Genomic DNA, 20705 nt, shown 5'->3' with positions numbered 1-20705 from the left:
GCATACCACCTCTTCGCAGGAGGGATTTTGTCGAGGTAAAGGCGCAAAAAAACCGCCCACGAATCAGATTCGGAGCGGCATTCTGCCTGAACCAACTGCCCGCATCGCGCAGGCAGGGCCAAATTAACCCTGGCGCGCCTTGAAGCGTGGTTGGGTCTTGTTGATGACATAGGTGCGGCCACGGCGACGAATCACGCGGTTATCGCGATGGCGGCCCTTGAGCGACTTAAGAGAATTAACGACTTTCATCGGATTTACCCGTCTAATAAATGCAAGAAGCTTGAATTGAAGGCGCGCTCCTATGGGTCGGGCACTGGAAAGTCAAGCGGGATTGGCCCTTTTTGCGGATTCAGCCCCCATACATGGCTTGATATGCAATATGACAAGCCTAAGGATGGGGGCATGATGAAAATTGCCCGAATTTTGCCACTTATCACACTTTCTGTGTTGACCGCTTGCGTCGTGCCAACGGGACCAGTCGAGGTTACCCGCTTCAACCGCGCTGCCGAAGGGATGTCCTATGGCAAGGGAAGTTTCATGGTCACGCTCACGGGCGAATCGGCTTCGGACCGGTCACTTGCCGGCTCGCCCTATCTCGCCGCTGTGGCGCGCGAGATGCAACGCATTGGCTATGGCGATACTATAAACAACGCAGACGTCATTGCCGAAGTGCGTTTTGGCACAAATGTGATCCGTCCCGACCGCCCTGCGCCCGCGCCCGTGTCGGTTGGCGTCGGCGGGTCGACAGGTAGCTATGGATCGGGGGTGGGTGTTAGCCTTGGTTTCAATCTAGCTGGCGGTTCAGCGGCGCAGTTACAATCCAGCTTGGCCGTCCGCATATTGCGGCGCAGCGACCAAGTGGTGATTTGGGAAGGTACGGCGGTGCAATCTGCCAAGGCCGGCTCACCCGCCGCGCAACCTGGCATCGCTGCATCAAAATTGGCCGAAGCCTTGTTTAAGGACTTCCCCGGCGTGTCGGGTGAGACTATCCGCGTGCCATAAACTTCATTGCGAGAGCGAAACCAAAATGCCAATTACGGACATCAATGCCGCCTTCGATAGCGGTAATATCATCGTTCATGCCATTGATGGCAATGTTGCGACGCTAGGCATCCGCAAGGACAAGGATTCGGAATTCGCCCAATGGTTTCACTTCCGCGTGGCGTGCACCGCAGGCGAAGAACTGGAATTGCGGATTACCGAACTGGAAAGCAGCGCCTATCCCGGTGGCTGGCCCGATTACCGCGCTTGCGTCTCTGAAGACCGCGATTATTGGGGCCGCGCCGATACGACCTATGACAAGGCGAAGGACGGCGGCACGTTGACCATCCGTTACACCCCCGCAAGCGATCTTGCATCCTTTGCTTATTTCGCCCCTTATAGCATGGAACGGCACCATGACTTGATTGCCGAGACGGCATCGTTGGAAGGCGTGACCTATCGCTGCCTTGGCCATAGCATCGAAGGTCAGCCGATTGATTGCCTCGAAATGGGCCGTGGCGATACGCAGGTCTGGCTCTATGCGCGGCAGCATCCTGGCGAGACTCAGGCCGAATATTGGATGGAAGGCGCCATCGACATGCTGACGGACCTAAGCGACCCGCATACGCGGCGACTGCTGGAAAAATGCCGCTTCCATCTTGTGCCCAATTGCAATCCCGATGGAAGCTGTCGCGGACATTTGCGGACCAATTATCTGGGCGTTAACCTGAACCGTGAATGGGCCGAACCGTCGGCGCAGCGTAGCCCCGAAGTGTTGGCTATCCGCAACGCCATGGACGCAACCGGCGTGCATTGGGCCATAGATGTGCATGGCGATGAAGCCATTCCAGCCGCGTTTATGGCGGGGTTTGAAGGTATTCCTTCATGGACCGATGATCAGGGTGATCGCTATAATGCTTTCATCAACCGCCTTTCGGCGCGCACCCCCGATTTCCAGACCGCGCTGGGCTACACCAAAGCTGGTCCTGGCAAAGCCAATCTTTCCATGTCCACCAACCAACTGGCCGAACGCTATGGCCCGTCGCATCAATGCGTGTCCATGACTTTGGAAATGCCCTATAAGGACACCGTCCACGGCAACGACCCCGACCAAGGCTGGTCCCCCGAACGCTGCCGCTTGCTCGCCCGCGAATGCCTCGCGACCTTGGCGGAGATGGTTTGACTGTCGACACCTTATTTCTATTTAAGTTGCTACATCTGACCCGAAAAACATACTGATCTCTGTTAACGTATTGGAGATATAAGAATCTGATAATAATTAATATTGTCTAAATCTTAGAGAGATTCTTAGCATTGGGGTACACTGATCATCATAGACGATGGAGTGTTCAAAGTGATTGAACGCGGTCAAATTGCGAATGGAAGAAAATTGGCATGGGGCTGGGTCCGTATTGAGGAAATCGAAGGTCGAAATCGTGCGCCGGCTTCGTGTTATCTATTTATGGAAAATTGGGACAAAAAGTAATTTTGACATTGCACAAAAATCTGTGCAATGATGCCGGTATGGAAATTGTAACTTATTCGGAAACCCGCGCCAATTTAAAGGCGATCATGGACCGCGCTGTGAACGATCATACGCCGATCGCTATCACGCGTCAGCGGGGAAAGCCTGTCGTAATGGTCGACTTGGGCGACTGGAATTCCTTGCATGAAATGCTGTATCTGCTCTCGTCTCCTGCCAATGCAAAGCGGTTGACGGAGTCGATTGCGAACGCAGATGCGGGCAATTTGATCGAGGTCGATCCTGAGACGATGAAACCGCTGAATTTATGATGTCGCTGTGAAGCTTGCCTTCACACCACAAGGGTGGGAAGAATATTGCGCTTTGCGGGGGGTCGACAGCAAAGCGCACAAGAAACTCGAAGCCTTGATTTCCGAATGCTTGCGGCATCCATTTTCAGGGACTGGTAAGCCAGAACCCTTGAAAGAAAATCTCAAAGGCTGGTGGTCACGGCGGATTTCAAGAGAGCATAGACTTGTGTACCGGATTTCAGGCAGCGCCGAGGCGCAGATGCTTGAAGTTGTCCAATGTATGTACCATTATTGAAACCATATATGCGCATTATTCAAGATGATCTGACGGGCGTTGAAATTCGGGCTTTGCCAGAAACGCATTTTGCCGGAATGCTGGCCAACTCCCCACCCGGGAGCTGTCATTTCCTTGATTTCGAAGGATTAAACGCCCCTCATGTCACTTTTTGGTCGATATGGGACGACAACGCGCTTGCGGGATGCGGTGCATTGAAAGCGCTATCATCGGCGCAGGGCGAAATTAAATCGATGCGGACGCATGCGGACCATCTCCGCAAAGGCGCAGGCGCGGCCATGCTGAAGGATATTATCGCAGAAGCGCGGCAACGCGGTTATGTCCGGCTTAGCCTTGAAACGGGATCGTCCGCACCATTTTTGCCCGCGCGCGCTTTGTATGAAGCATTTGGCTTTGAATATTGCCCGCCATTTGGTGATTATACCGATGACCCATTCAGCCGTTTCATGACCTTGGCGATTTAACCAACTTGCGTTAGGGCGCGCAGGACTTAATTCAGGAGCCTCTCATGCCAAAACTTATCCTCATCCGTCACGGCCAATCGCAATGGAACCTTGAAAACCGCTTCACTGGCTGGTGGGATGTGGATGTCACGGAGAAAGGCGCAGCGGAAGCATGGGCGGCGGGCGAGCTGATGCAGGCGAAAGGCATCGCGCCCGACACTGCCTTTACCAGCGTGCAGACAAGGGCAATCAAGACGCTTAATCTGGCGCTTGAGGCGATGGGGCGTTTGTGGGTTCCTGTGACCAAGAACTGGCAATTGAACGAACGGCATTATGGCGGGCTAACGGGTCTTGATAAAGCAGAGACAGCGGCCAAGCATGGCGAAGATCAGGTCAAAATTTGGCGCCGCAGTTTCGACATTCCGCCGCCGCCGCTTGCGGCAGGATCGCCATATGATCTTTCGTCTGACCCGCGTTATGCCGGTATCAATATTCCGGCGTCCGAAAGCCTCAAAGACACCATCAATCGCGTACTGCCTTATTGGGACAGCGCGATAGTGCCGGAGTTACAGGCCGGGAAAACCGTTTTGATTTCGGCGCATGGCAATAGCCTGCGCGCGCTCGTCAAGCATTTGTCGGGTATTTCCGATGCGGACATTAACGGCTTGGAAATCCCGACGGGGCAGCCAATCGTGTATGAATTGGACGACCATCTGAACGGTGAATATTACTATCTGTCCGAGCATTGAGTTCACTTTAACCATTTGGGCGGTTAACGCCTCGTTGCTGGATTGCGCCTTTTGCACCACGCGGCTAAGGCCATTGCCATCGAACTTGTCAGGGGAGTGACACATGACCGACGCAGCGCCGATCATTGGCATCATCATGGGAAGCCGTTCCGATTGGGAAACGATGCGAGAGGCTTCTGCGACGCTTACCGCGCTGCATATTCCCCATGAATGCAAAGTGGTGTCTGCGCATCGCACGCCTGAACGCCTTTATGATTATGCCAAAACTGCCGCTGGCCGTGGTCTGAAATGCATTATTGCGGGCGCAGGGGGCGCGGCGCATCTGCCGGGCATGGCCGCGTCGATGACGCGCCTGCCGGTGTTGGGCGTGCCCGTGCAGTCTAAGGCGCTGGATGGCATGGATAGCCTTTTGTCCATCGTGCAAATGCCCGCTGGCATTCCGGTTGGTACATTGGCCATCGGCAAAGCGGGCGCAACAAACGCCGCGCTTTTGGCGGCGGCAATGCTGGCGAATGAAGATGCCGCACTGGCCGAACGGTTGGACGCTTGGCGCGCGGCACAGACGGCTTCGGTCGCCGAAACGCCTGAATAAGGTTCATTTATGGCGGCGTTACCCCCGGGATCGACGATTGGCATATTGGGCGGTGGCCAGCTTGGCCGCATGCTGGCGACTGCGGCTGCGCAATTGGGCTATCGTTGCCATATTTACGCGCCGCCTGGGGACAATGTCGCCTGCGATGTCGCTGCTGCTTATACGGTCGCAGAATATGATGATCTGGTCGCGCTAAAGGCATTTGCAATGGCCTGCGACGTGGTGACTTTCGAATTTGAAAATGTCCCTGTGACGCCGCTGGAATCGATCACAGGCCTTGTTCCGGTCTACCCACCGCTTAAGGCGCTTGAAGTGTCGCAGGACCGCGCCGTCGAAAAGCAGTTTGTCCGCGGCCTTGGCGGAAAAACGGCGGAGTTTGCGGTTGCGCAGGACGAAAGCGGCGTGGCGACTGCGATTGGAGCGGTTGGCATCCCGTGCATCCTCAAAACCATACGCATGGGCTATGACGGCAAAGGCCAGTCGCGGATCACCCATGATGGTGACATAACTGCAGCGTGGGAACGCACAGGCGGACAGCCGCTCATCGCCGAAGCCATGGTGTCGTTCGATGCGGAATTCTCGGTGATATTGGTCCGCGGTCAAGACGGTGAAATCCGTTTTTGGGACAGTTCGCAAAATTTGCATATCGGCGGTATCCTCGCAAAATCGACACTGCCGTCCGGACCACTGGTCGAAAGCCAACAACAAGCGGCGCGGGATATGGCCGCCGCGGTTGCATCGGCGCTGGATTATGTCGGCGTCTTTACCGCTGAATTCTTCGCCAGCGGACAAGGCCCGTTGTTCAACGAAATCGCGCCCCGCGTGCACAATAGCGGACATTGGACCATTGAGGGCGCAGTCACGAGCCAGTTTGAAAACCATATTCGCGCCATTTGCGGACTGCCGCTTGGAGCCACCGAAACAGTGGCGGAACGCGTGGAAATGGAAAATCTTATTGGCACCGATGGCGATCGCTTTGAACAAATTTTGGCTGACCCTGCGGCGCATCTGCATCTATATGGTAAGGCCGAAGCGCGACAGGGCAGAAAAATAGGCCATGTCACCCGCTTGTATAGGTAAGAAAAAGTCGGCAAGACGGGCGCATGAATCATCCCGAAATCGTTCTTGTCCTCGCCCGCGCCGCCAATGGAACAATCGGGAAGGATGGCGGCATGCCATGGCATATTCCCGCCGACCTGCGCCATTTCAAGCAAGTGACCAAGGGACGCCCCATGATTATGGGACGCAAGACCTTTGACAGCCTGCCGGGCTTATTGGATGGCCGCCGCCATATCGTGCTGACGCGCGACCAAGATTGGGAAGAAGAGGGCGCCGAAGTTGTGCATTCGGTCGCAGAAGCATTGAAGCGCGCCAATGGGCCGCATGTCTGCGTCATCGGTGGAGCCGAAATCTACAGCCTATTTCTGCCGCTGGCGGACCGCGTGGAGCTCACCGAAATCGCGGCCAGCCCCGATGGTGATGCGACCGTCCCCGCGTTTGACATGGCGGTCTGGCAGGAAATCGCGCGCGAAAGCCATGCAGCGCAAGGTGGCGCTCCTGCTTATGACTTTGTAACATTATTGCGACGGGTCGCGACCTAAACATCAGGGTCCTAGGGGGAACATGCGTAAAAAAATCTGGATACCGGCGACGTTGATTGCTGCGGCTGCTTTGGGCTTTTTCGGCTTTGCACCTGGCTATGTTGAAGGGTCAATGAACCAAATCGACGGCAAGCCACTGATCGCGGTCAGCGCCGAAGCCAAGGCTTTGCACAAGACGCTTAACATCGTTGACCTGCATAGCGACACGTTGATGTGGAACCGCGACCTAAACGACAGTGTGTCCCGCGGCCATATGGATTTGCCGCGTTTGCAAGACGGCAATGTTGCACTGCAATTATTCTCGTCGGTGACAAAGACGCCAAAGAACCAAAATTACAACGGGAATGGGGCCGATACCGACAACATCACTTTGTTGACCATTGCGCAGTTGCAACCAGTGAAGACCTGGAGCTCTTTGGCCGAGCGGTCCTTATATCATGCCCAAAAGCGTGATGACGCCGTTGTTGCTTCCGCCGGCGCAATCAAGGCGGTCGATACTGCAGGCCAGTTGGATGCGTTACTATCCGCGCGGCAGAAAGATAAGCGCCCCGTCGGCGCCATGCTGACCATTGAAGGCCTTCAAAATCTGGAAGGCAAGGCGGCCAATTTGGACCGTTTGTATGACGCCGGTTTTCGCATGGCTGGCCTGACCCATTTCTTTGACAATGAACTGGCCGGTTCCATGCATGGCCTGAAAAAAGGCGGATTGACCACCTTTGGCCGCGACATTGTCAAGCGGATGGAGGCAAAGGGCATGATCATCGATATCGCCCATTTGTCGCACACGGGCGTCGCCGAAGTACTGGCGATGGCCACGCGGCCGGTCGTCTCTAGCCATGGCGGCGTGCAGGCGACCTGTAAGGTCAACCGCAACCTGACCGATGACGAAGTGCGCGGTGTAGCCAAAACGGGCGGCGTCATTGGCATTGGCTATTGGGATGGCGCCTTGTGCGACACCAGCCCGCGCGCGGCAGCAAAAGCAATGAAGCATGTCCGCGATCTGGTGGGCATAGAGCATGTTGCCTTAGGTTCAGATTATGATGGCGCGACCACCGTGCGGTTCGACACCTCGCAGCTGGTTCAAGTCACGCAAGCATTGATGGACGAAGGCTTTACGGCGCAAGAAATCCGGGCCGTCATGGGCGAAAATGCTCTGCGCGTTATCCGCGCCGGCTTGGTGCCAAGAGTGAGTGCTCGATGATTATTCCCCGCCTTTCCGCAAAGGATCGAATGCCTGACGCGCTGCGCGGCGCTGTCGTTGCTTTGGGCAATTTCGATGGCTTTCATCTGGGGCATCAGGCCGTCGCAGGTGAAGCCATCGCGCAGGCGAAGGCAGCAGGCCGTCCCGCCATCATCGCGACCTTTGACCCGCACCCTGTGCGTTTTTTCGCGCCGCAATCGCCTTGGTTCCGATTGACGACATTGGACCAGCGGCAGTTTTTGTTCGAAAATGCGGGCGCGGACGCCATGTTGGTGTTTGATTTTGATGCTGAACTGGCGGCGACCAGCGCCGAAGATTTCATTGTCAAATTGCTCGTTGAACGGCTGGGGATTTCGGCTGTTGTTACAGGCGAAGACTTCACCTTTGGCAAAGCGCGCGGCGGCAATATCGATGTGCTGCGCGATATGGGTGGCGCGCACGGGCTTTACGCGACGGCGATGGGCCCTGTGGTCGATGACGCAGGCATCATCTCGTCAAGCCGCGTCCGCACGGCATTGCAAGATGGCAACTGCGCAACCGCGACCGCCTTGCTCACGCGGCCCTTTACTGTGCAAGGCATTGTTCAGCATGGTGACAAAAACGGGCGTCTTCTGGGTTTTCCTACCGCCAATATCGACATGGGCCATTATCTGCGCCCGCGTTACGGCATTTATGCGGTGAAGGGCCGCTTGCCCGATGGCCGCGTTTTGAACGGCGCGGCAAATCTGGGCATCCGTCCAACCTTTGACCCGCCCAAGGAATTGCTTGAGCCGCATTTCTTCGACTTTGCCGAAGATTTATATGGCCAGAATATCGAGATCGAATTCCACGCCTTCATTCGTGGGGAGGCGAAGTTTGACAGCCTCGATGCGTTGACACAGCAAATGGCGAAGGATTGTGATCAGGCGCGCCAGATATTGGGCGCGCAATAAGCGGACGGATAAACCATCGCCGTCACTCTGATAAACCATCGTCGTCACCCTGAACTTGTTTCAGGGTCTTAATTCCGGACGGCGTGACGAAGTAAGATGCTGAAACAAGTTCAGCATGGCGTTGTTAAATGGCTCTGCGTTCTGTGCGCCTCTGCTTGAAACATTTGTACTTTGGTAATGCCTAAGCAAGTTCAGGGTGACGAAATGCAATTTCTTGCGCTAAGGGCGCTTCTAATATGACTGATCCTGCTGACTCACCGAAACAAGATTATCGCGACAGCGTATTCTTGCCCAAAACCGACTTTCCGATGAAGGCTGGCCTTCCGCAGAAGGAGCCGGGCATTCTGGCGCGCTGGCAAGAGCAGGATTTCTATGCGAACCTGCGCAACCGCCGCCGTAGGCGCGAGAAGTTCATCCTGCATGATGGCCCGCCTTATGCCAATGGTGACATGCATATCGGCCATGCGCTGAACCATATCTTGAAAGACATGGTTGTCCGCACACAGACTTTGCTTGGCAAAGATGCGCCTTATGTCCCCGGTTGGGATTGCCATGGCCTGCCCATTGAATGGAAGGTTGAGGAGCAATATCGCAAGAAAAAGCTCAACAAGGACGAAGTTCCCGCTGTCGAGTTCCGCGCCGAATGCCGCGCTTATGCGCAAAATTGGGTCGATACGCAGCGCGAGCAATTGAAGCGGCTGGGCATCAATGCCGATTGGGATAATCCCTATCTGACGATGGATTTTCAGGCCGAGGCGACGATTGTTGCCGAGCTGTTGAAGTTCGCCGAGAGCGGCCAGCTTTATCGCGGGGCGAAGCCAGTCATGTGGTCGCCGGTTGAAAAGACCGCGTTGGCCGAGGCTGAGATTGAATATGAGGACATCACATCCACGCAGATCGATGTGGCGTTTGAGATTGTTGAGAGCCCGATTGCGGAGTTGGTTGGCGCACATGCGGTGATCTGGACAACGACGCCGTGGACGATTCCGGTCAATCAGGCGATCGCTTTTGGGCCGGATGTTGAGTATGGGCTCGTCACGGTAAATGGTTCCAAAAAATGTCTGGTTGCAGAAGCCTTGGCCGATGCCTTTGCCAAACGTCTCGGTGATGGCGTGAGCCTGATCGACGTCACTTGGCGCGGAAAAGGCTCCGACCTAGCCGGAACGATGGTTCGTCACCCAATGCACAAGCTCGGCGGTTTCTTCGCGAAACCCCGGCCAATGCTCGCGGGCGATTTTGTCACCACCGACAGCGGCACGGGCCTCGTCCATATGGCGCCCGACCATGGCGAGGATGATTTCGACCTGTGCAAGGCCAATGGCATTGAACCGGTGTTCGCGGTTGAGGGCGACGGTAAATATCGCGCCGATTGGCTCTGGCTGGGGGGTGAAGGCAGCGTCATCAACCCCAAATTTAACGCGCCTGACGGCCCCATCTGCACGGCACTGCACGATGCTGATCGATTGCTCGCGGCGTCGGCGGATTACAAGCACAGCTATCCGCACAGCTGGCGGTCGAAGGCGAAGGTCATTTACCGTTGCACCCCGCAATGGTTTGTGCCGATGGATAAAGCCACCGTCGATGGCACGCTGCGTGAAAAAGCGATGACCGCCATCGCCGAAACCCGCTGGGTGCCCGAAAAGGGCCAGAACCGCATCACTGCGATGGTCGAAGGCCGCCCCGATTGGGTGCTGTCGCGCCAACGTGCATGGGGCGTGCCGATCACGCTTTTTGTGGATCGCAAGTCCGGCCAATATCTCTGCGACGCCGCCGTGAACGCACGCATCATTGAGGGCATTCGCGAAAATGGCGTTGATGGCTGGAGCGATGAACGTGCGCAGGCGTATCTCGGCAGCGATTATGCTTTGGCCGATTATGAGCGCGTCACCGACATTTTGGATGTGTGGTTTGATTCGGGCTGCACGCATGCATTTGTGCTTGAAAGCGGACGCTGGCCTGATCTGCAATGGCCTGCGGACCTCTATCTGGAAGGCAGCGACCAACATCGCGGTTGGTTCCAATCGTCCTTGCTGCAAAGCTGCGGCACGCGCGGCCGTGCGCCCTATAATGCCGTGCTGACGCATGGGTTTACCATGGACCAAAAGGGCATGAAAATGTCCAAATCCTTGGGCAATACGATTAACCCGTTGGACCTGATGCGCGATAATGGCGCAGATATCTTGCGGCTATGGGCGTTGACCGTGGACTTCACCGAGGATCATCGCATCGGCAAGGAAATCCTTGCTGGCGTGTCCGACCAATATCGCAAATTGCGTAACACCTTCCGCTATTTGCTCGGCGCTCTCGACGGGTTTTCCGATGCGGAAAAGGTTGCGCTGGCCGATATGCCGGAGCTGGAGCGGTATATGCTCCATCTGCTCGCCGACATGGACGCTAAGTTGAAGGTGGCGGTCAATGACTTTGACTTTAACACGTATGTCCGCTTGCTGACCGAGTTTTGCAACGAAGACCTGTCGGCCTTCTTCTTCGATATCCGTAAAGATTGCCTCTATTGCGATGCCGTGACCGATCCAAAGCGGATGGCGTACCGCACGGTGCTGGACACGCTGTTCCATGCGCTGGTGAGATATGCCGCGCCGGTGTTGGTGTTTACCAGCGAAGAAGTGTGGCAGACGCGCTTCCCCGATGCGGATAGCGTGCATTTTTCCGATTGGCCGGACCTGCCCGAAGTAGATTGGTCCGACGAACTCTCCACTAAATGGTCTGACGTTCGACATTTCAGACATGCCGTCAATGAGGCGATAGAACCTCTTCGGCGAGACAAAGTGGTAGGTTCAAGTCTTCAAGCAGCCGTTAAGGTCGAACTGCGGAATACCGATGTCCGCTCCGATTTGTCCAATGTAGATATGGCTGAGGTGGCCATCGTTTCTGATTTCGCTTGGGCAATTCCCGAGGACTTTAATGGGAACGTCCAAGTGGAAAAAACCACCAACCACAAATGCGGTCGCTGCTGGCGGCATTTGCCGGAAGTGATTGACGACGGTGCGCTCTGCGGTCGCTGTGCGGATGTTGTTGGTGGGTAATAACCGCACTCCCTTGGTCGTCATCCTGAACTTGTTTCAGGATAACGCACGGCGGCAGTTTGTCATGCTGAAACAAGTTCAGCATGACGCGAAATTGAGTTAGGACGGACACATGAACCCAAACCCTAAATTCCGCCTTCAGGGGCTCATGCTCGCAAGCCTCGTGTTCATTCTCGACCAGATCGTAAAATATGCGATGCTTGGGCCGCTGCAGTTGAAAGAACGTGGCGTCATTCACATCATGTCGTTTTTCGACCTGCGCTATGCGGAAAATCGCGGGGTTTCGATGAGTTTCCTAACTGCGGACAGCGATGGCGAACGCTGGGCTTTGGTTGCGCTCACATCGGTGATTGCGGCTGGAGTAGGGGTATGGATGTGGCGTGAGAAACTGCGCGGCGACGTGCTGGCTTTGTCATTGGTCTTGGGCGGTGCGCTTGGGAACATCGTTGATCGGACGCGTTATGGCTATGTTGTGGATTATGCCGATCTGCATTTTGGTGCGTTCCGACCCTTTTACATATTCAACCTAGCCGACGCCTGTATCAGTATTGGCGTATTGATATTGCTTGCCCGCGCGTTCCTGATAGGTGACAAGGAAACCGGTGGCGGCCCTGACGTTCAGGAACCTGCAAGCAATGCCGACATAGTGGAGAAGTCATGAAGCGGATATCTATCTTAGCAGCGGCATCAGTTGCTATTCTTGCGCTTTCGGGCTGCGGCACGACCAGCATCTATGACCGCGATCGCCCCGATGAATTTGCCGTTAGCCGGTCAAAGCCAATTGAGGTCCCTAAGACCTTCACCCTGCCAACGCCCACCCCTAACGCCCCGCGTCCGCAGGATGGCGGTACGAAGGATCAGGTTTTGGACGCCATGTTTGGCGGCGCTGCGCCTGCAACAGCCCCCCGCCCATAACTCGGCCTGAAAATGGATATATATATGAACACAAAACCTGTCCTTATTGCCGTTGCCCTAATGACGGTCCCTTTGCTGTCGGGATGTGGGTCGATGGGTAGCATATTAGGCGGTAAGGAGTCGGCTGCGCCGTTGGCTGGTCGCGCTGCGCCCTTGGTGGTTCCGCCTGATTTTGCGCTTGCACCAACGGTGACTTCGGCCATTCGCCCTGCCGAGGCTGGACAAGAGCAGATGCTTGAGACCTTGTTTGGCGGCACCGCGACGCGCTCCGCCGCTGAACGTGCGATTTCGACTACGTCGGGTACTGCCGAATTGGGCATTCGTTCATCGGTCGGTGATCCGCAGACCACGACAGTTAATAAAGGCAGCATCACACGTGATATCATCGCCGCACCGGAAGGCGATGGCCAAACCGCGCAGGCGATTATACCGGGTTAATGGGGTGACAGCGGCGCGCCCTTAAGCGCGCACGCACGCTTCCTCAACGCCTGCGCTATTGTGGCGGAGGGCCTTCAGCACAGTTTCGACGATCTGCGGTGCATTGAGGCCGGCTTCGTCATATTGTTTCTGGGGGCTATCATGCTCTTGGAAGATATCTGGCAGGCGCATGGTTCGGATTTTTAGGCCTGTGTCCATTAGGCCAGCGTCGCTGGCCAAGGTCAATACATGCGCACCAAGCCCGCCCACTGCCGCTTCTTCGACCGTCACCACAACTTCATGTGTGGCGATGAGGTGGCGGATCAATTTTTCGTCAAGCGGCTTGGCAAAGCGCAAGTCTGCAACGGTGGTGCTAAGACCCTTGGCATCCAGCGTGTCCGCTGCTTTCATCGCTTCGGCCAGGCGCGTACCAAGCGACAGGATCGCGACCTTCTTGCCTTCACGGACAATGCGGCCCTTACCGATTTCGAGCTGCTGCGGAACTTCGGGCAAGGCAACGCCGGTGCCATTGCCGCGCGGATAGCGGAAGGCGATTGGGCCGCTGTCGTGTAAGACGGCGGTATAGGTCATATGGACCAATTCCGCCTCATCGGCTGGCGACATGACGACCATATTTGGTAGCGTCGCCAAATAGGTAATGTCGAACGATCCGGCATGTGTACTGCCATCGGCACCGACTAAACCGGCGCGGTCGATAGCAAAACGTACGGGCAGATTCTGAATCGCGACATCATGGACGACTTGATCATAAGCGCGTTGCAGGAAGGTTGAGTAAATCGCACAGAATGGGCGCATCCCTTGCGCAGCAAGGCCAGCAGCAAAGGTCACGGCATGCTGTTCCGCGATGCCCACATCAAAGGAGCGTTCGGGGTGCGCCGCGGAGAATTTGTCAACGCCCGTCCCGCCGGGCATGGCGGCGGTGATCGCACAGATTTTGGGGTCGGTTTCCGCAAGCTTGGCAAGCGTTTCACCAAACACATTTTGATACGAAGGTGGCCCGCCACCGGGGCCTTTCTCCTGCTTACCGGTGATGACGTCGAATTTCACGACGCCATGATATTTGTCGGCGGCTGCTTCAGCAGGGGCATAGCCCTTGCCCTTTTGCGTGACGACATGGATCAGGACTGGGCCGTCGGCATTATCGCGGACATTTTCGAGGACGGGGATCAGCTGGTCGAGATTGTGGCCGTCAATGGGGCCGACATAATAAAAGCCAAGCTCTTCAAACAAGGTGCCGCCCATGGCCATACCACGAGCGAATTCTTCGGCCTTTGATGCGGCGGTATAGATGCGGCGCGACAGGCGCTTGGCTACTTTACTCGCTAGGCTACGCAGCCCCAAATACTCGCTCGAGGACACAAGCCGCGACAAATACGCCGACAAGCCGCCGACGGGCGGTGCAATCGACATGTCATTGTCGTTGAGGATCACGACCAAGCGGTTACCCGCAGCTTGGGCGTTGTTCATTGCCTCATAGGCCATGCCAGCCGACATCGACCCGTCGCCGATGACGGCGATGGCTTTGCCGGGTTTGCCAGCGATCTTGTTGGCCACGGCAAAGCCCAAGGCTGCGGAAATGGACGTTGAGCTATGTGCTGCGCCGAACGGATCATATTCGCTTTCGCTGCGTTTGGTGAAGCCCGAGAGCCCTCCGCCAGTGCGTAAGGTGCGGATGCGGTCGCGGCGTCCGGTAAGAATTTTGTGCGGATAGCATTGATGCCCCACGTCCCAAACCAACCGGTCATCGGGTGTGTTGAAGACATAATGGATGGCGGTGGTCAACTCGACAACGCCAAGCCCTGCGCCCAAATGGCCACCCGTGACGGATACGGCGGAAATAGTTTCGGCGCGCAATTCGTCGGCAAGCTGGCGAAGCTGCGATGCGGCAAGATTACGAAGGTCCGAGGGCACTTTAACCGTATCAAGTAACGGCGTGTCAGGCGAATGAGTCATGTTTTAAGCTTAGCGGCGTTTTATCTGGCTGTCGAACGGGTAATTGCAAATATTTCAATCGCAATCGGCGCATTTGCCGCGCACTTCGATGACGGGGCGTACTTGCGCAAAGCCAGCATGTTCGGCTGCTGCACGCACGCTCATGGTTAGTGCATCATCGTCAATATGCGTTGCGGTGCCGCAGCTATCGCAAATCAGGAAAATGCAATCATGCAAACATCCTGGGTGCGAATTGGCGATATATGCGTTCGCGCTCTCCACGCGGCGCGCGAGGTTCGTTGTCACAAATAGGTCCAAGATGCGATAGACGCTGTTGGGGGCAACACGTTTGCCGCGCTTTTGCGATACAAGGTCGGCAATATCATAAGCCGATGCCGGCTTTTCAAATGTTGCGAGCACCGCGAAAATATCTGACCGCATATCGGTCCATTGTTCGCCAGCCTCGACAAGCGCGGCTTCTGCGGCTTGCGCAAGCGATGCGCCTGCATGCTCATGATGGTGATGTGATGCCATATTGGCGATGTAGGCGCTGGCATGCGGCGGGTCAATCACCGCGCGATTAAGGTTCAGCCTCTGGCCCGATGATTAAGCAAATGGCTAAGTCCCAAAAGGACAACGCCTATGACTGTCCAAGCGATTTCCATAGCGCCATGCGGCAGCGTCAGTGCACCGCCCATCATGCCGATACCAAGTGCGCCGACAAAGGCGGGCAGGAACAAGCCATGCGCGCGGAAGCCTTGGCCCAATGCCACAACGCCCAAGAGGATGGCGAGGCCCAGCCCAACTTCATGAATCATAGGGTTCAATAAAGCGCCGCCCGCTGACGCCAATATGGTGAGCAAAATCGTCGTTATCAAGCAATGGAACAGGCACAATCCGGCAATGCTCAGGCCAAGCCCGTCCCACCGCCATTTTTGCCATACCTGTGCCATGACGTGGTCCCTACACCGATTCGACGTACGTTACAACATTACATCGCTAAATTGCAGCTTGGTTAGCAAATTTTGCAACCTGCTTTGCTTGCGACAATCCGCATTAAGCGGCATATTGGCGCGTATGGATACTGCGCTCAACTCACCTCCCGCGTCCGAAACCTCATCAGCACGACCTGCTGCGTTGATTAACTGGCTGATGGGCGTTGCTGCCTTGGTCTTCGCAATGGTCGTCGTCGGCGGGATTACACGTCTGACTGAATCGGGATTATCAATCACCGAATGGAAACCCATCACCGGAACGCTTCCTCCGCTCAGCGAGGCTGCTTGGATGTCGGAATTTGAGAAATATAAGCAGATTCCCGAATATACTCAGATTAACGGCCCGGCCGGCATGACAATGGCCGAATTCAAATTTATCTATTTCTGGGAATGGGTGCACCGCTTGCTTGGGCGGGTGATTGGCTTGGCCTTTGCACTTCCGCTGGCATGGTTCTGGGTGAAGCAAGCCATTCCCGCAGGGTATAAGCCGCGCTTGCTTGCTTTGCTAGCCTTGGGCGGACTTCAGGGTACCATTGGCTGGTGGATGGTGTCTTCGGGCCTGTCGGCGCGCACCGATGTTAGCCATTACCGTCTTGCGGTCCATTTGCTCACGGCCTTTATTATTCTTGGTGGACTGGTTTGGACGGCGCTTGACCTAAAGGCTTTGGTCAAAAACCCAGCGGCGAAGCCAGCGAGAATCACCGTCTTTACAGCATTGGTTTTTGCAATCCTGTTTATCCAGATGCTATTTGGCGCATGGGTTGCAGGCTTAAACGCGGGCTATGTGTCCAACACTTGGCCTTTGATGAACGAACGGCTGTATCCGGACGGCGTAGACACCGCCAAAGGCGTTTTCTACGCGTTGGTGAACGACCCTTATCTGACGCATTTTGTCCATCGCTGGTGGGCGTGGGTCGCCGTGCTTGCCTTGATTCTGCTATCGCGTCGCGTCAAGCAGGCAGGTGCGCGCCTTGCATCCATTGCCATCCACATCACTTTTGGTGTTCAGATCATCTTAGGCATTGCTACCGTCATGACCGGCGTAAACATCGTGTTGGCTGTATTGCATCAGGCCGTCGGCGCCTTGCTGGTCGCATCCACCGTTTGGGGCGCGCATATATTGGGGAACAAAACCGCATAATTTCCTAAACGGTATTATTATACCCGTCGTGAGACCCTTGCTTTTGCTTGACTAATGGGGCTTTCATCGCCATTGGCTCCGCTTCGCATGTGGGTCAGTGATGATTCTACATATCTACAAAATTTCGAAAGGTGCGATTAGCGATGAAAACGCTATCCAGAGTTACGAAATCGATCCGTCCACAGGACGTCGAGAAATCGTGGATCCTCATTGACGCAGAAGGTTTGGTTGTTGGCCGTGTGGCCAGCCTCATCGCCAACATCCTGCGTGGTAAGACCAAGCCAAGCTACACCCCGCATGTGGATTGCGGCGACCATGTGGTTGTCATCAATGCGGACAAGGTGAAGTTCACAGGCAAGAAATTGACCGACAAGGTTTATTATCGTCACACGGGTTACATCGGCGGTATCAAGGGTATCACTGCTGGCAAGGTGCTGGACAGCAAATTCCCTGAACGCGTCCTTGAAAAGGCCGTTGAGCGCATGGTTCCACGTGGTCCTTTGGGTCGTGCGCAAATGCGCGCGCTGCATTTGTACAATGGCACCGAGCATCCCCATGCCGGTCAACAGCCAACGACGCTCGACGTCGCTTCCATGAACCGCAAGAATAAGGTGGGTGCATAATGTCTGATACTGCAACTTCGCTCGCTGATCTCGAAACCTTGGGCGCCGACGTTCAAGCACCTGCGCAGATCGCTGCTGTCATTCGTGAACAGGAAATCGATGCGCAAGGCCGCGCTTATGCAACTGGCCGCCGCAAGGACGCGGTCGCCCGCGTATGGTTGAAGCCTGGCACTGGCAAGATTGTCGTCAATGGCCGCGATCAGGAAATCTATTTCGCACGCCCTTCGCTGCGTCTCGTGATCAACCAACCGTTCGGCGTTACCGAGCGCACCGGTCAATATGACGTCATCGCAACCGTCAAGGGCGGCGGTCTTTCGGGCCAGGCCGGCGCTGTAAAGCACGGCATCGCGCAAGCGCTGTCGAAATATGAGCCACTGCTGCGTAGCGCCGTGAAGTCGGAAGGCTTCCTGACCCGCGACAGCCGCGTGGTTGAGCGTAAGAAATACGGCAAGGCCAAAGCGCGTAAGAGCTTCCAATTCTCGAAGCGTTAAACCGAAAAGTAGGTTTTCCGAACAAAATCAAGGGGTTGCGAGAAATTGCAGCCCTTTTTGTTGTCTGTCGAACACTCGATCAAAGGTCCAGCACCCGTTAAAAAGCAGGGTTTACTGGGCATTTCGAGATAGCGTTTCTCGCTGAATGTTCCTTTATCGAACCGCAACCCTATGAATTTGAGCTTGGTTCAATCACAGAAATGTTGGCAAAGCGTCCTTATATCAAGCTTTCAGGCTATCCTTCTGTTGTTTTCGGTTAAGGGGATTTCGCGTTATAATGCGCAGGTTTATGACATTTCCCGTATCATGCGCCCGAAACTAAGGCATATTTTTAGAACGTGTAATGCGGTCCAGAGCACATTTTAACGCATTGACGATCTTCGCTACCAACGGACGTTTCATCTGTTGCGCAATAGTGATTTCGAATTCTGTCATTGGGGCAGGGTACATCGCTGATTTGATCGCCTGAACAATCTCATCTGCATCTAATGCTAATTCTCGGCAGATTGATCGGGTGAAGCCAAGAACATGCGATCGTCCGGGGAGTTTGCTGAACTCGCCGGCCTCGATATATTCAATAAAACGTTTTGAAATGGCGGTTTTTGTAGACAATTTAGCAACCGTCATTCTGCTTTTTTTTCGCGCAGCCTGTATGCGTTTACCAATCGCCACCAAGGCAATGGTTGCCGCTTTGCCCTCCATATCTGACACTAGCTATGCCCCCACATCACCGAGTCGTGGCGGGTAAATATGAAGCAGCGAAGTTTACAACAACACCGTTTGCCCAATTTGGGCATCGGCATGCAGTTGCTCCCGTTTCACCGATGGCGCAATTAACTTGGTATTTTTTCTATATATGTCCTGAGATTGCGGATTTTTGCCACCAAAAAATCTCTCAACTCTTGGGTATAATCAGCCGCGTCCGTTTGCGCTGGCAGCACATAGCCGCCCTTAATTTTATTTAGAAAACCTCTATTTGCGAGATCCTCGAGTTTTCGTCGCGTCGTTTCTCGCCGCATGCCCAACCGACGACAGACAAATTGAACGCTGACCGGAAATCGGAACTCATCTGGGATTGCCTGGACCTCTGTTCCATAGGTTTTGAGCAAATATCCGTCATGACGGATTTCCCGCGTGCTTTCCGTTGTAACCACGCAAATAATGCTAATTTCTTCAGTTGAAAACCCGTATTTTTCAACACAAAAGTGCATGAAATCACTTATGAACTCTACTGCAAATGACGCTATATATCTGGTTGGTAATTCGTTCACAAAACCTCCATCCCCCGTATCAGGATTTTGTAAAATCTGAATTTATCTTCCAGCAAATACGCTAGAAATCTGGCGACCTTTATGATCGTAAACGTAAATCTGACTGCCCCTGCGCACGCTGACCGTGCTGGATGTATATCCCTTCAGCCCGTCATTCGGTCCAGTTCCGGCGAACACCGAGCACAACTGGCGCTGTCCAGCGCCATAAACATAAACTTGACTGCCCCTTTGGACTGCGGTGACGATCTCGGACACATTCTACCCCTATAAATCTGTTCTTGAATGAGATGCTCTTAAATTCACGTCGGGGCAAGCGACCTTGTCGATCTAAGACCGCTCTTGATCCTTGCTCTGGAGCCGCCTTTTTTCATTGTGGCCTGGCGTTTTGATGGGCACATATCTCGGATGATCAAATATATCCTTATCGCGCTCATCCTCGCCTTGATTGGATCCGGCTTATGGTTCTGGAGCAAGACCGATCCGCAGAAGCTCGACTTTGCAGACCGGATGGCACCTGGTCCTGCGGAATATAACCAAGCCCCGCTGACGCGCATCGGATATGGCGATGACGCGCGGCAGAAGCTTGATATCTACCTGCCCAAACAAAACGCTGCTGGCACATCTGCGGTGCTGATCTTTTTCCATGGCGGCGCGTGGCGTGATGGCGAGCGGGAGGGCTATGGCTTTTTGGGCCGCGCTTTTGCATCGCGCGGCTTTGTCACGGTCATCGCCGATTATCGCAAAGCACCGCGCGTGCGCTTTCCTGCATTTGTCGAGGATACAGCAGCGGCCATTGCTTGGGTACATGCCAATATTGCCACGCATGACGGCGATGTAAACCGCATCTTCATTATGGGCCATAGTGCTGGTGCCCATATCGCCATGATGACGGCGCTTGACCCGCAATGGCTGGCCGCGAAAAATCTCACGCCAGATGTGATCAAAGGGGTCATTGGCCTTGCCGGACCCTATGATTTCCTGCCGCTGACGACCGAATCGTCACAAATTGCCTTGGGGCAGTGGCCCGACCTGACGGAGACCCAGCCGATCACTTTTGCGCGCGCGGATGCGCCGCCTTTGTTATTGCTTACCGGCGACAAGGATACCGTCGTGAAGCCCCGCAACAGCAAAATCCTATCCGAGAAGATACAAAAGCTCGGCGGGCAGCAGCAGTTGCAGATTTACCCCGACGTTGACCATGCCGATATCATCATGGCCGTCGCGCGTCCGTTCCGTCAAAAGGCACCCGTTGTCGCCGATGTCGTGAACTTCATAAACGCGCACTAAC

Annotated in this window: 25 protein-coding genes; 19 read left to right on the top strand and 6 right to left on the bottom strand. The window is 55.0% G+C overall.

Annotated elements, in window-relative coordinates:
• Nucleotides 1-123: 123 nt before the first annotated feature.
• Nucleotides 124-249, bottom strand: a complete 126-nt coding sequence (gene ykgO / locus ACILP3_RS04165; RefSeq protein ID WP_125229386.1) for a type B 50S ribosomal protein L36 — start codon at nucleotides 247-249, stop codon at nucleotides 124-126.
• A 153-nt stretch (nucleotides 250-402) separates the two neighbouring features.
• On the opposite strand from ykgO, the gene ACILP3_RS04160 reads away from it, so the two are divergent.
• From ACILP3_RS04160 to ACILP3_RS04090, 15 genes are all read left to right on the top strand, one after another.
• Nucleotides 403-1002, top strand: coding sequence for a DUF4136 domain-containing protein (locus ACILP3_RS04160; RefSeq protein WP_395615409.1), 600 nt, complete (start codon nucleotides 403-405; stop codon nucleotides 1000-1002).
• Between the two features lie 25 nt (nucleotides 1003-1027).
• A complete protein-coding gene (locus ACILP3_RS04155; protein WP_395615408.1) occupies nucleotides 1028-2164 on the top strand; it encodes a M14-type cytosolic carboxypeptidase in 1137 nt (378 codons plus the stop codon).
• A gap of 305 nt (nucleotides 2165-2469) precedes the next feature.
• Nucleotides 2470-2775, top strand: a complete 306-nt coding sequence (locus tag ACILP3_RS04150; RefSeq protein ID WP_395615407.1) for a type II toxin-antitoxin system Phd/YefM family antitoxin — start codon at nucleotides 2470-2472, stop codon at nucleotides 2773-2775.
• A 7-nt stretch (nucleotides 2776-2782) separates the two neighbouring features.
• On the top strand, nucleotides 2783-3049 hold the full coding sequence (locus ACILP3_RS04145; protein ID WP_395615406.1) for a Txe/YoeB family addiction module toxin: 267 nt from the start codon (nucleotides 2783-2785) through the stop codon (nucleotides 3047-3049).
• Between the two features lie 8 nt (nucleotides 3050-3057).
• A complete protein-coding gene (locus tag ACILP3_RS04140; protein ID WP_395615405.1) occupies nucleotides 3058-3513 on the top strand; it encodes a GNAT family N-acetyltransferase in 456 nt (151 codons plus the stop codon).
• A 44-nt stretch (nucleotides 3514-3557) separates the two neighbouring features.
• Nucleotides 3558-4241 (top strand): 2,3-diphosphoglycerate-dependent phosphoglycerate mutase, encoded by a 684-nt coding sequence (gene gpmA / locus ACILP3_RS04135; protein ID WP_395615404.1) that lies wholly within the window; start codon nucleotides 3558-3560, stop codon nucleotides 4239-4241.
• 103 nt (nucleotides 4242-4344) lie between these two features.
• Nucleotides 4345-4833: a 5-(carboxyamino)imidazole ribonucleotide mutase gene (purE, locus tag ACILP3_RS04130; RefSeq protein WP_395615403.1), complete on the top strand. Its 489-nt coding sequence runs from the start codon at nucleotides 4345-4347 to the stop codon at nucleotides 4831-4833.
• 9 nt (nucleotides 4834-4842) lie between these two features.
• The gene (locus ACILP3_RS04125; protein WP_395615402.1) at nucleotides 4843-5913 is read left to right on the top strand and encodes a 5-(carboxyamino)imidazole ribonucleotide synthase; all 1071 of its coding nucleotides are present in this window, start codon (nucleotides 4843-4845) and stop codon (nucleotides 5911-5913) included.
• Nucleotides 5914-5936: 23 nt separating this feature from the next.
• Entirely contained in the window at nucleotides 5937-6434 is a 498-nt protein-coding gene (locus ACILP3_RS04120) for a dihydrofolate reductase (RefSeq protein ID WP_395615401.1), read from the top strand.
• A 22-nt stretch (nucleotides 6435-6456) separates the two neighbouring features.
• Nucleotides 6457-7635 carry a dipeptidase gene (locus ACILP3_RS04115; RefSeq protein ID WP_395615400.1) on the top strand — a complete coding sequence of 393 codons (1179 nt, stop codon included), beginning with the start codon at nucleotides 6457-6459 and terminating at the stop codon, nucleotides 7633-7635.
• A 2-nt stretch (nucleotides 7636-7637) separates the two neighbouring features.
• Complete coding sequence (locus tag ACILP3_RS04110) at nucleotides 7638-8567, top strand: bifunctional riboflavin kinase/FAD synthetase (protein ID WP_395615428.1); 930 nt, start codon at nucleotides 7638-7640, stop codon at nucleotides 8565-8567.
• 236 nt (nucleotides 8568-8803) lie between these two features.
• Complete coding sequence (ileS, locus tag ACILP3_RS04105) at nucleotides 8804-11611, top strand: isoleucine--tRNA ligase (RefSeq protein ID WP_395615399.1); 2808 nt, start codon at nucleotides 8804-8806, stop codon at nucleotides 11609-11611.
• Between the two features lie 112 nt (nucleotides 11612-11723).
• Nucleotides 11724-12272 (top strand): signal peptidase II, encoded by a 549-nt coding sequence (lspA, locus tag ACILP3_RS04100; protein ID WP_395615398.1) that lies wholly within the window; start codon nucleotides 11724-11726, stop codon nucleotides 12270-12272.
• Nucleotides 12269-12526, top strand: a complete 258-nt coding sequence (locus ACILP3_RS04095; RefSeq protein ID WP_395615397.1) for a DUF3035 domain-containing protein — start codon at nucleotides 12269-12271, stop codon at nucleotides 12524-12526. The genes lspA and ACILP3_RS04095 overlap by 4 nt, the downstream gene beginning before the upstream one ends.
• Before the next feature lie 24 nt (nucleotides 12527-12550).
• On the top strand, nucleotides 12551-12964 hold the full coding sequence (locus tag ACILP3_RS04090; protein WP_395615396.1) for a DUF3035 domain-containing protein: 414 nt from the start codon (nucleotides 12551-12553) through the stop codon (nucleotides 12962-12964).
• 21 nt (nucleotides 12965-12985) lie between these two features.
• On the opposite strand, the gene dxs is transcribed toward ACILP3_RS04090, so the two are convergent.
• The 3 genes from dxs to ACILP3_RS04075 are packed head-to-tail and all read right to left on the bottom strand — an operon-like array spanning nucleotide 12986 to nucleotide 15849.
• The gene (dxs, locus tag ACILP3_RS04085; protein ID WP_395615395.1) at nucleotides 12986-14917 is read right to left on the bottom strand and encodes a 1-deoxy-D-xylulose-5-phosphate synthase; all 1932 of its coding nucleotides are present in this window, start codon (nucleotides 14915-14917) and stop codon (nucleotides 12986-12988) included.
• 54 nt (nucleotides 14918-14971) lie between these two features.
• On the bottom strand, nucleotides 14972-15430 hold the full coding sequence (locus tag ACILP3_RS04080; protein WP_395615394.1) for a Fur family transcriptional regulator: 459 nt from the start codon (nucleotides 15428-15430) through the stop codon (nucleotides 14972-14974).
• A 53-nt stretch (nucleotides 15431-15483) separates the two neighbouring features.
• Nucleotides 15484-15849 (bottom strand): MerC domain-containing protein, encoded by a 366-nt coding sequence (locus ACILP3_RS04075; protein ID WP_395615393.1) that lies wholly within the window; start codon nucleotides 15847-15849, stop codon nucleotides 15484-15486.
• Nucleotides 15850-15973: 124 nt separating this feature from the next.
• Here ACILP3_RS04075 and ACILP3_RS04070 point away from each other — a divergent pair, with 124 nt between their 5' ends.
• The 3 genes from ACILP3_RS04070 (at nucleotide 15974) to rpsI (ending at nucleotide 18146) form a co-directional block, all read left to right on the top strand.
• A complete protein-coding gene (locus ACILP3_RS04070) occupies nucleotides 15974-17032 on the top strand; it encodes a COX15/CtaA family protein (RefSeq protein WP_395615427.1) in 1059 nt (352 codons plus the stop codon).
• A 143-nt stretch (nucleotides 17033-17175) separates the two neighbouring features.
• Nucleotides 17176-17655: a 50S ribosomal protein L13 gene (gene rplM, locus ACILP3_RS04065; protein WP_183938967.1), complete on the top strand. Its 480-nt coding sequence runs from the start codon at nucleotides 17176-17178 to the stop codon at nucleotides 17653-17655.
• Entirely contained in the window at nucleotides 17655-18146 is a 492-nt protein-coding gene (gene rpsI / locus ACILP3_RS04060) for a 30S ribosomal protein S9 (RefSeq protein WP_295443277.1), read from the top strand. The genes rplM and rpsI overlap by 1 nt, the downstream gene beginning before the upstream one ends.
• 318 nt (nucleotides 18147-18464) lie before the next feature.
• Here the strand turns inward: rpsI and ACILP3_RS04055 are convergent, their stop codons facing one another.
• A complete protein-coding gene (locus tag ACILP3_RS04055; RefSeq protein ID WP_395615392.1) occupies nucleotides 18465-18848 on the bottom strand; it encodes a helix-turn-helix domain-containing protein in 384 nt (127 codons plus the stop codon).
• 131 nt (nucleotides 18849-18979) lie between these two features.
• Complete coding sequence (locus ACILP3_RS04050; RefSeq protein ID WP_395615391.1) at nucleotides 18980-19417, bottom strand: hypothetical protein; 438 nt, start codon at nucleotides 19415-19417, stop codon at nucleotides 18980-18982.
• Nucleotides 19418-19822: 405 nt separating this feature from the next.
• On the opposite strand from ACILP3_RS04050, the gene ACILP3_RS04045 reads away from it, so the two are divergent.
• The gene (locus ACILP3_RS04045; RefSeq protein ID WP_395615390.1) at nucleotides 19823-20704 is read left to right on the top strand and encodes an alpha/beta hydrolase; all 882 of its coding nucleotides are present in this window, start codon (nucleotides 19823-19825) and stop codon (nucleotides 20702-20704) included.
• Nucleotide 20705 lies beyond the last annotated feature (1 nt).

The organism is Sphingorhabdus sp. (genome assembly GCF_044239665.1).
Lineage (GTDB): Bacteria > Pseudomonadota > Alphaproteobacteria > Sphingomonadales > Sphingomonadaceae > Sphingorhabdus_B.
Note: the sequence above shows the minus strand (reverse complement) of the source record. Positions and strands in the feature narration are given on the sequence as shown.

Bases quoted from the DNA above. Each gene is read 5' to 3' on its own strand.
- ACILP3_RS04095 (WP_395615397.1), top strand. From the start codon at position 12,269: ATGAAGCGGATATCTATCTTAGCAGCGGCATCAGTTGCTATTCTTGCG.
- ACILP3_RS04115 (WP_395615400.1), top strand. From the start codon at position 6,457: ATGCGTAAAAAAATCTGGATACCGGCGACGTTGATTGCTGCGGCTGCT.
- dxs (WP_395615395.1), bottom strand. From the start codon at position 14,917: ATGACTCATTCGCCTGACACGCCGTTACTTGATACGGTTAAAGTGCCC.
- lspA (WP_395615398.1), top strand. From the start codon at position 11,724: ATGAACCCAAACCCTAAATTCCGCCTTCAGGGGCTCATGCTCGCAAGC.
- ACILP3_RS04140 (WP_395615405.1), top strand. From the start codon at position 3,058: ATGCGCATTATTCAAGATGATCTGACGGGCGTTGAAATTCGGGCTTTG.
- ACILP3_RS04075 (WP_395615393.1), bottom strand. From the start codon at position 15,849: ATGGCACAGGTATGGCAAAAATGGCGGTGGGACGGGCTTGGCCTGAGC.
- gpmA (WP_395615404.1), top strand. From the start codon at position 3,558: ATGCCAAAACTTATCCTCATCCGTCACGGCCAATCGCAATGGAACCTT.
- ACILP3_RS04080 (WP_395615394.1), bottom strand. From the start codon at position 15,430: ATGGCATCACATCACCATCATGAGCATGCAGGCGCATCGCTTGCGCAA.
- ACILP3_RS04070 (WP_395615427.1), top strand. From the start codon at position 15,974: ATGGATACTGCGCTCAACTCACCTCCCGCGTCCGAAACCTCATCAGCA.
- ACILP3_RS04155 (WP_395615408.1), top strand. From the start codon at position 1,028: ATGCCAATTACGGACATCAATGCCGCCTTCGATAGCGGTAATATCATC.
- purE (WP_395615403.1), top strand. From the start codon at position 4,345: ATGACCGACGCAGCGCCGATCATTGGCATCATCATGGGAAGCCGTTCC.
- rplM (WP_183938967.1), top strand. From the start codon at position 17,176: ATGAAAACGCTATCCAGAGTTACGAAATCGATCCGTCCACAGGACGTC.
- ykgO (WP_125229386.1), bottom strand. From the start codon at position 249: ATGAAAGTCGTTAATTCTCTTAAGTCGCTCAAGGGCCGCCATCGCGAT.
- ACILP3_RS04045 (WP_395615390.1), top strand. From the start codon at position 19,823: ATGATCAAATATATCCTTATCGCGCTCATCCTCGCCTTGATTGGATCC.
- ACILP3_RS04090 (WP_395615396.1), top strand. From the start codon at position 12,551: ATGAACACAAAACCTGTCCTTATTGCCGTTGCCCTAATGACGGTCCCT.
- ACILP3_RS04120 (WP_395615401.1), top strand. From the start codon at position 5,937: ATGAATCATCCCGAAATCGTTCTTGTCCTCGCCCGCGCCGCCAATGGA.
- rpsI (WP_295443277.1), top strand. From the start codon at position 17,655: ATGTCTGATACTGCAACTTCGCTCGCTGATCTCGAAACCTTGGGCGCC.
- ACILP3_RS04055 (WP_395615392.1), bottom strand. From the start codon at position 18,848: ATGGAGGGCAAAGCGGCAACCATTGCCTTGGTGGCGATTGGTAAACGC.
- ACILP3_RS04160 (WP_395615409.1), top strand. From the start codon at position 403: ATGATGAAAATTGCCCGAATTTTGCCACTTATCACACTTTCTGTGTTG.
- ileS (WP_395615399.1), top strand. From the start codon at position 8,804: ATGACTGATCCTGCTGACTCACCGAAACAAGATTATCGCGACAGCGTA.
- ACILP3_RS04125 (WP_395615402.1), top strand. From the start codon at position 4,843: ATGGCGGCGTTACCCCCGGGATCGACGATTGGCATATTGGGCGGTGGC.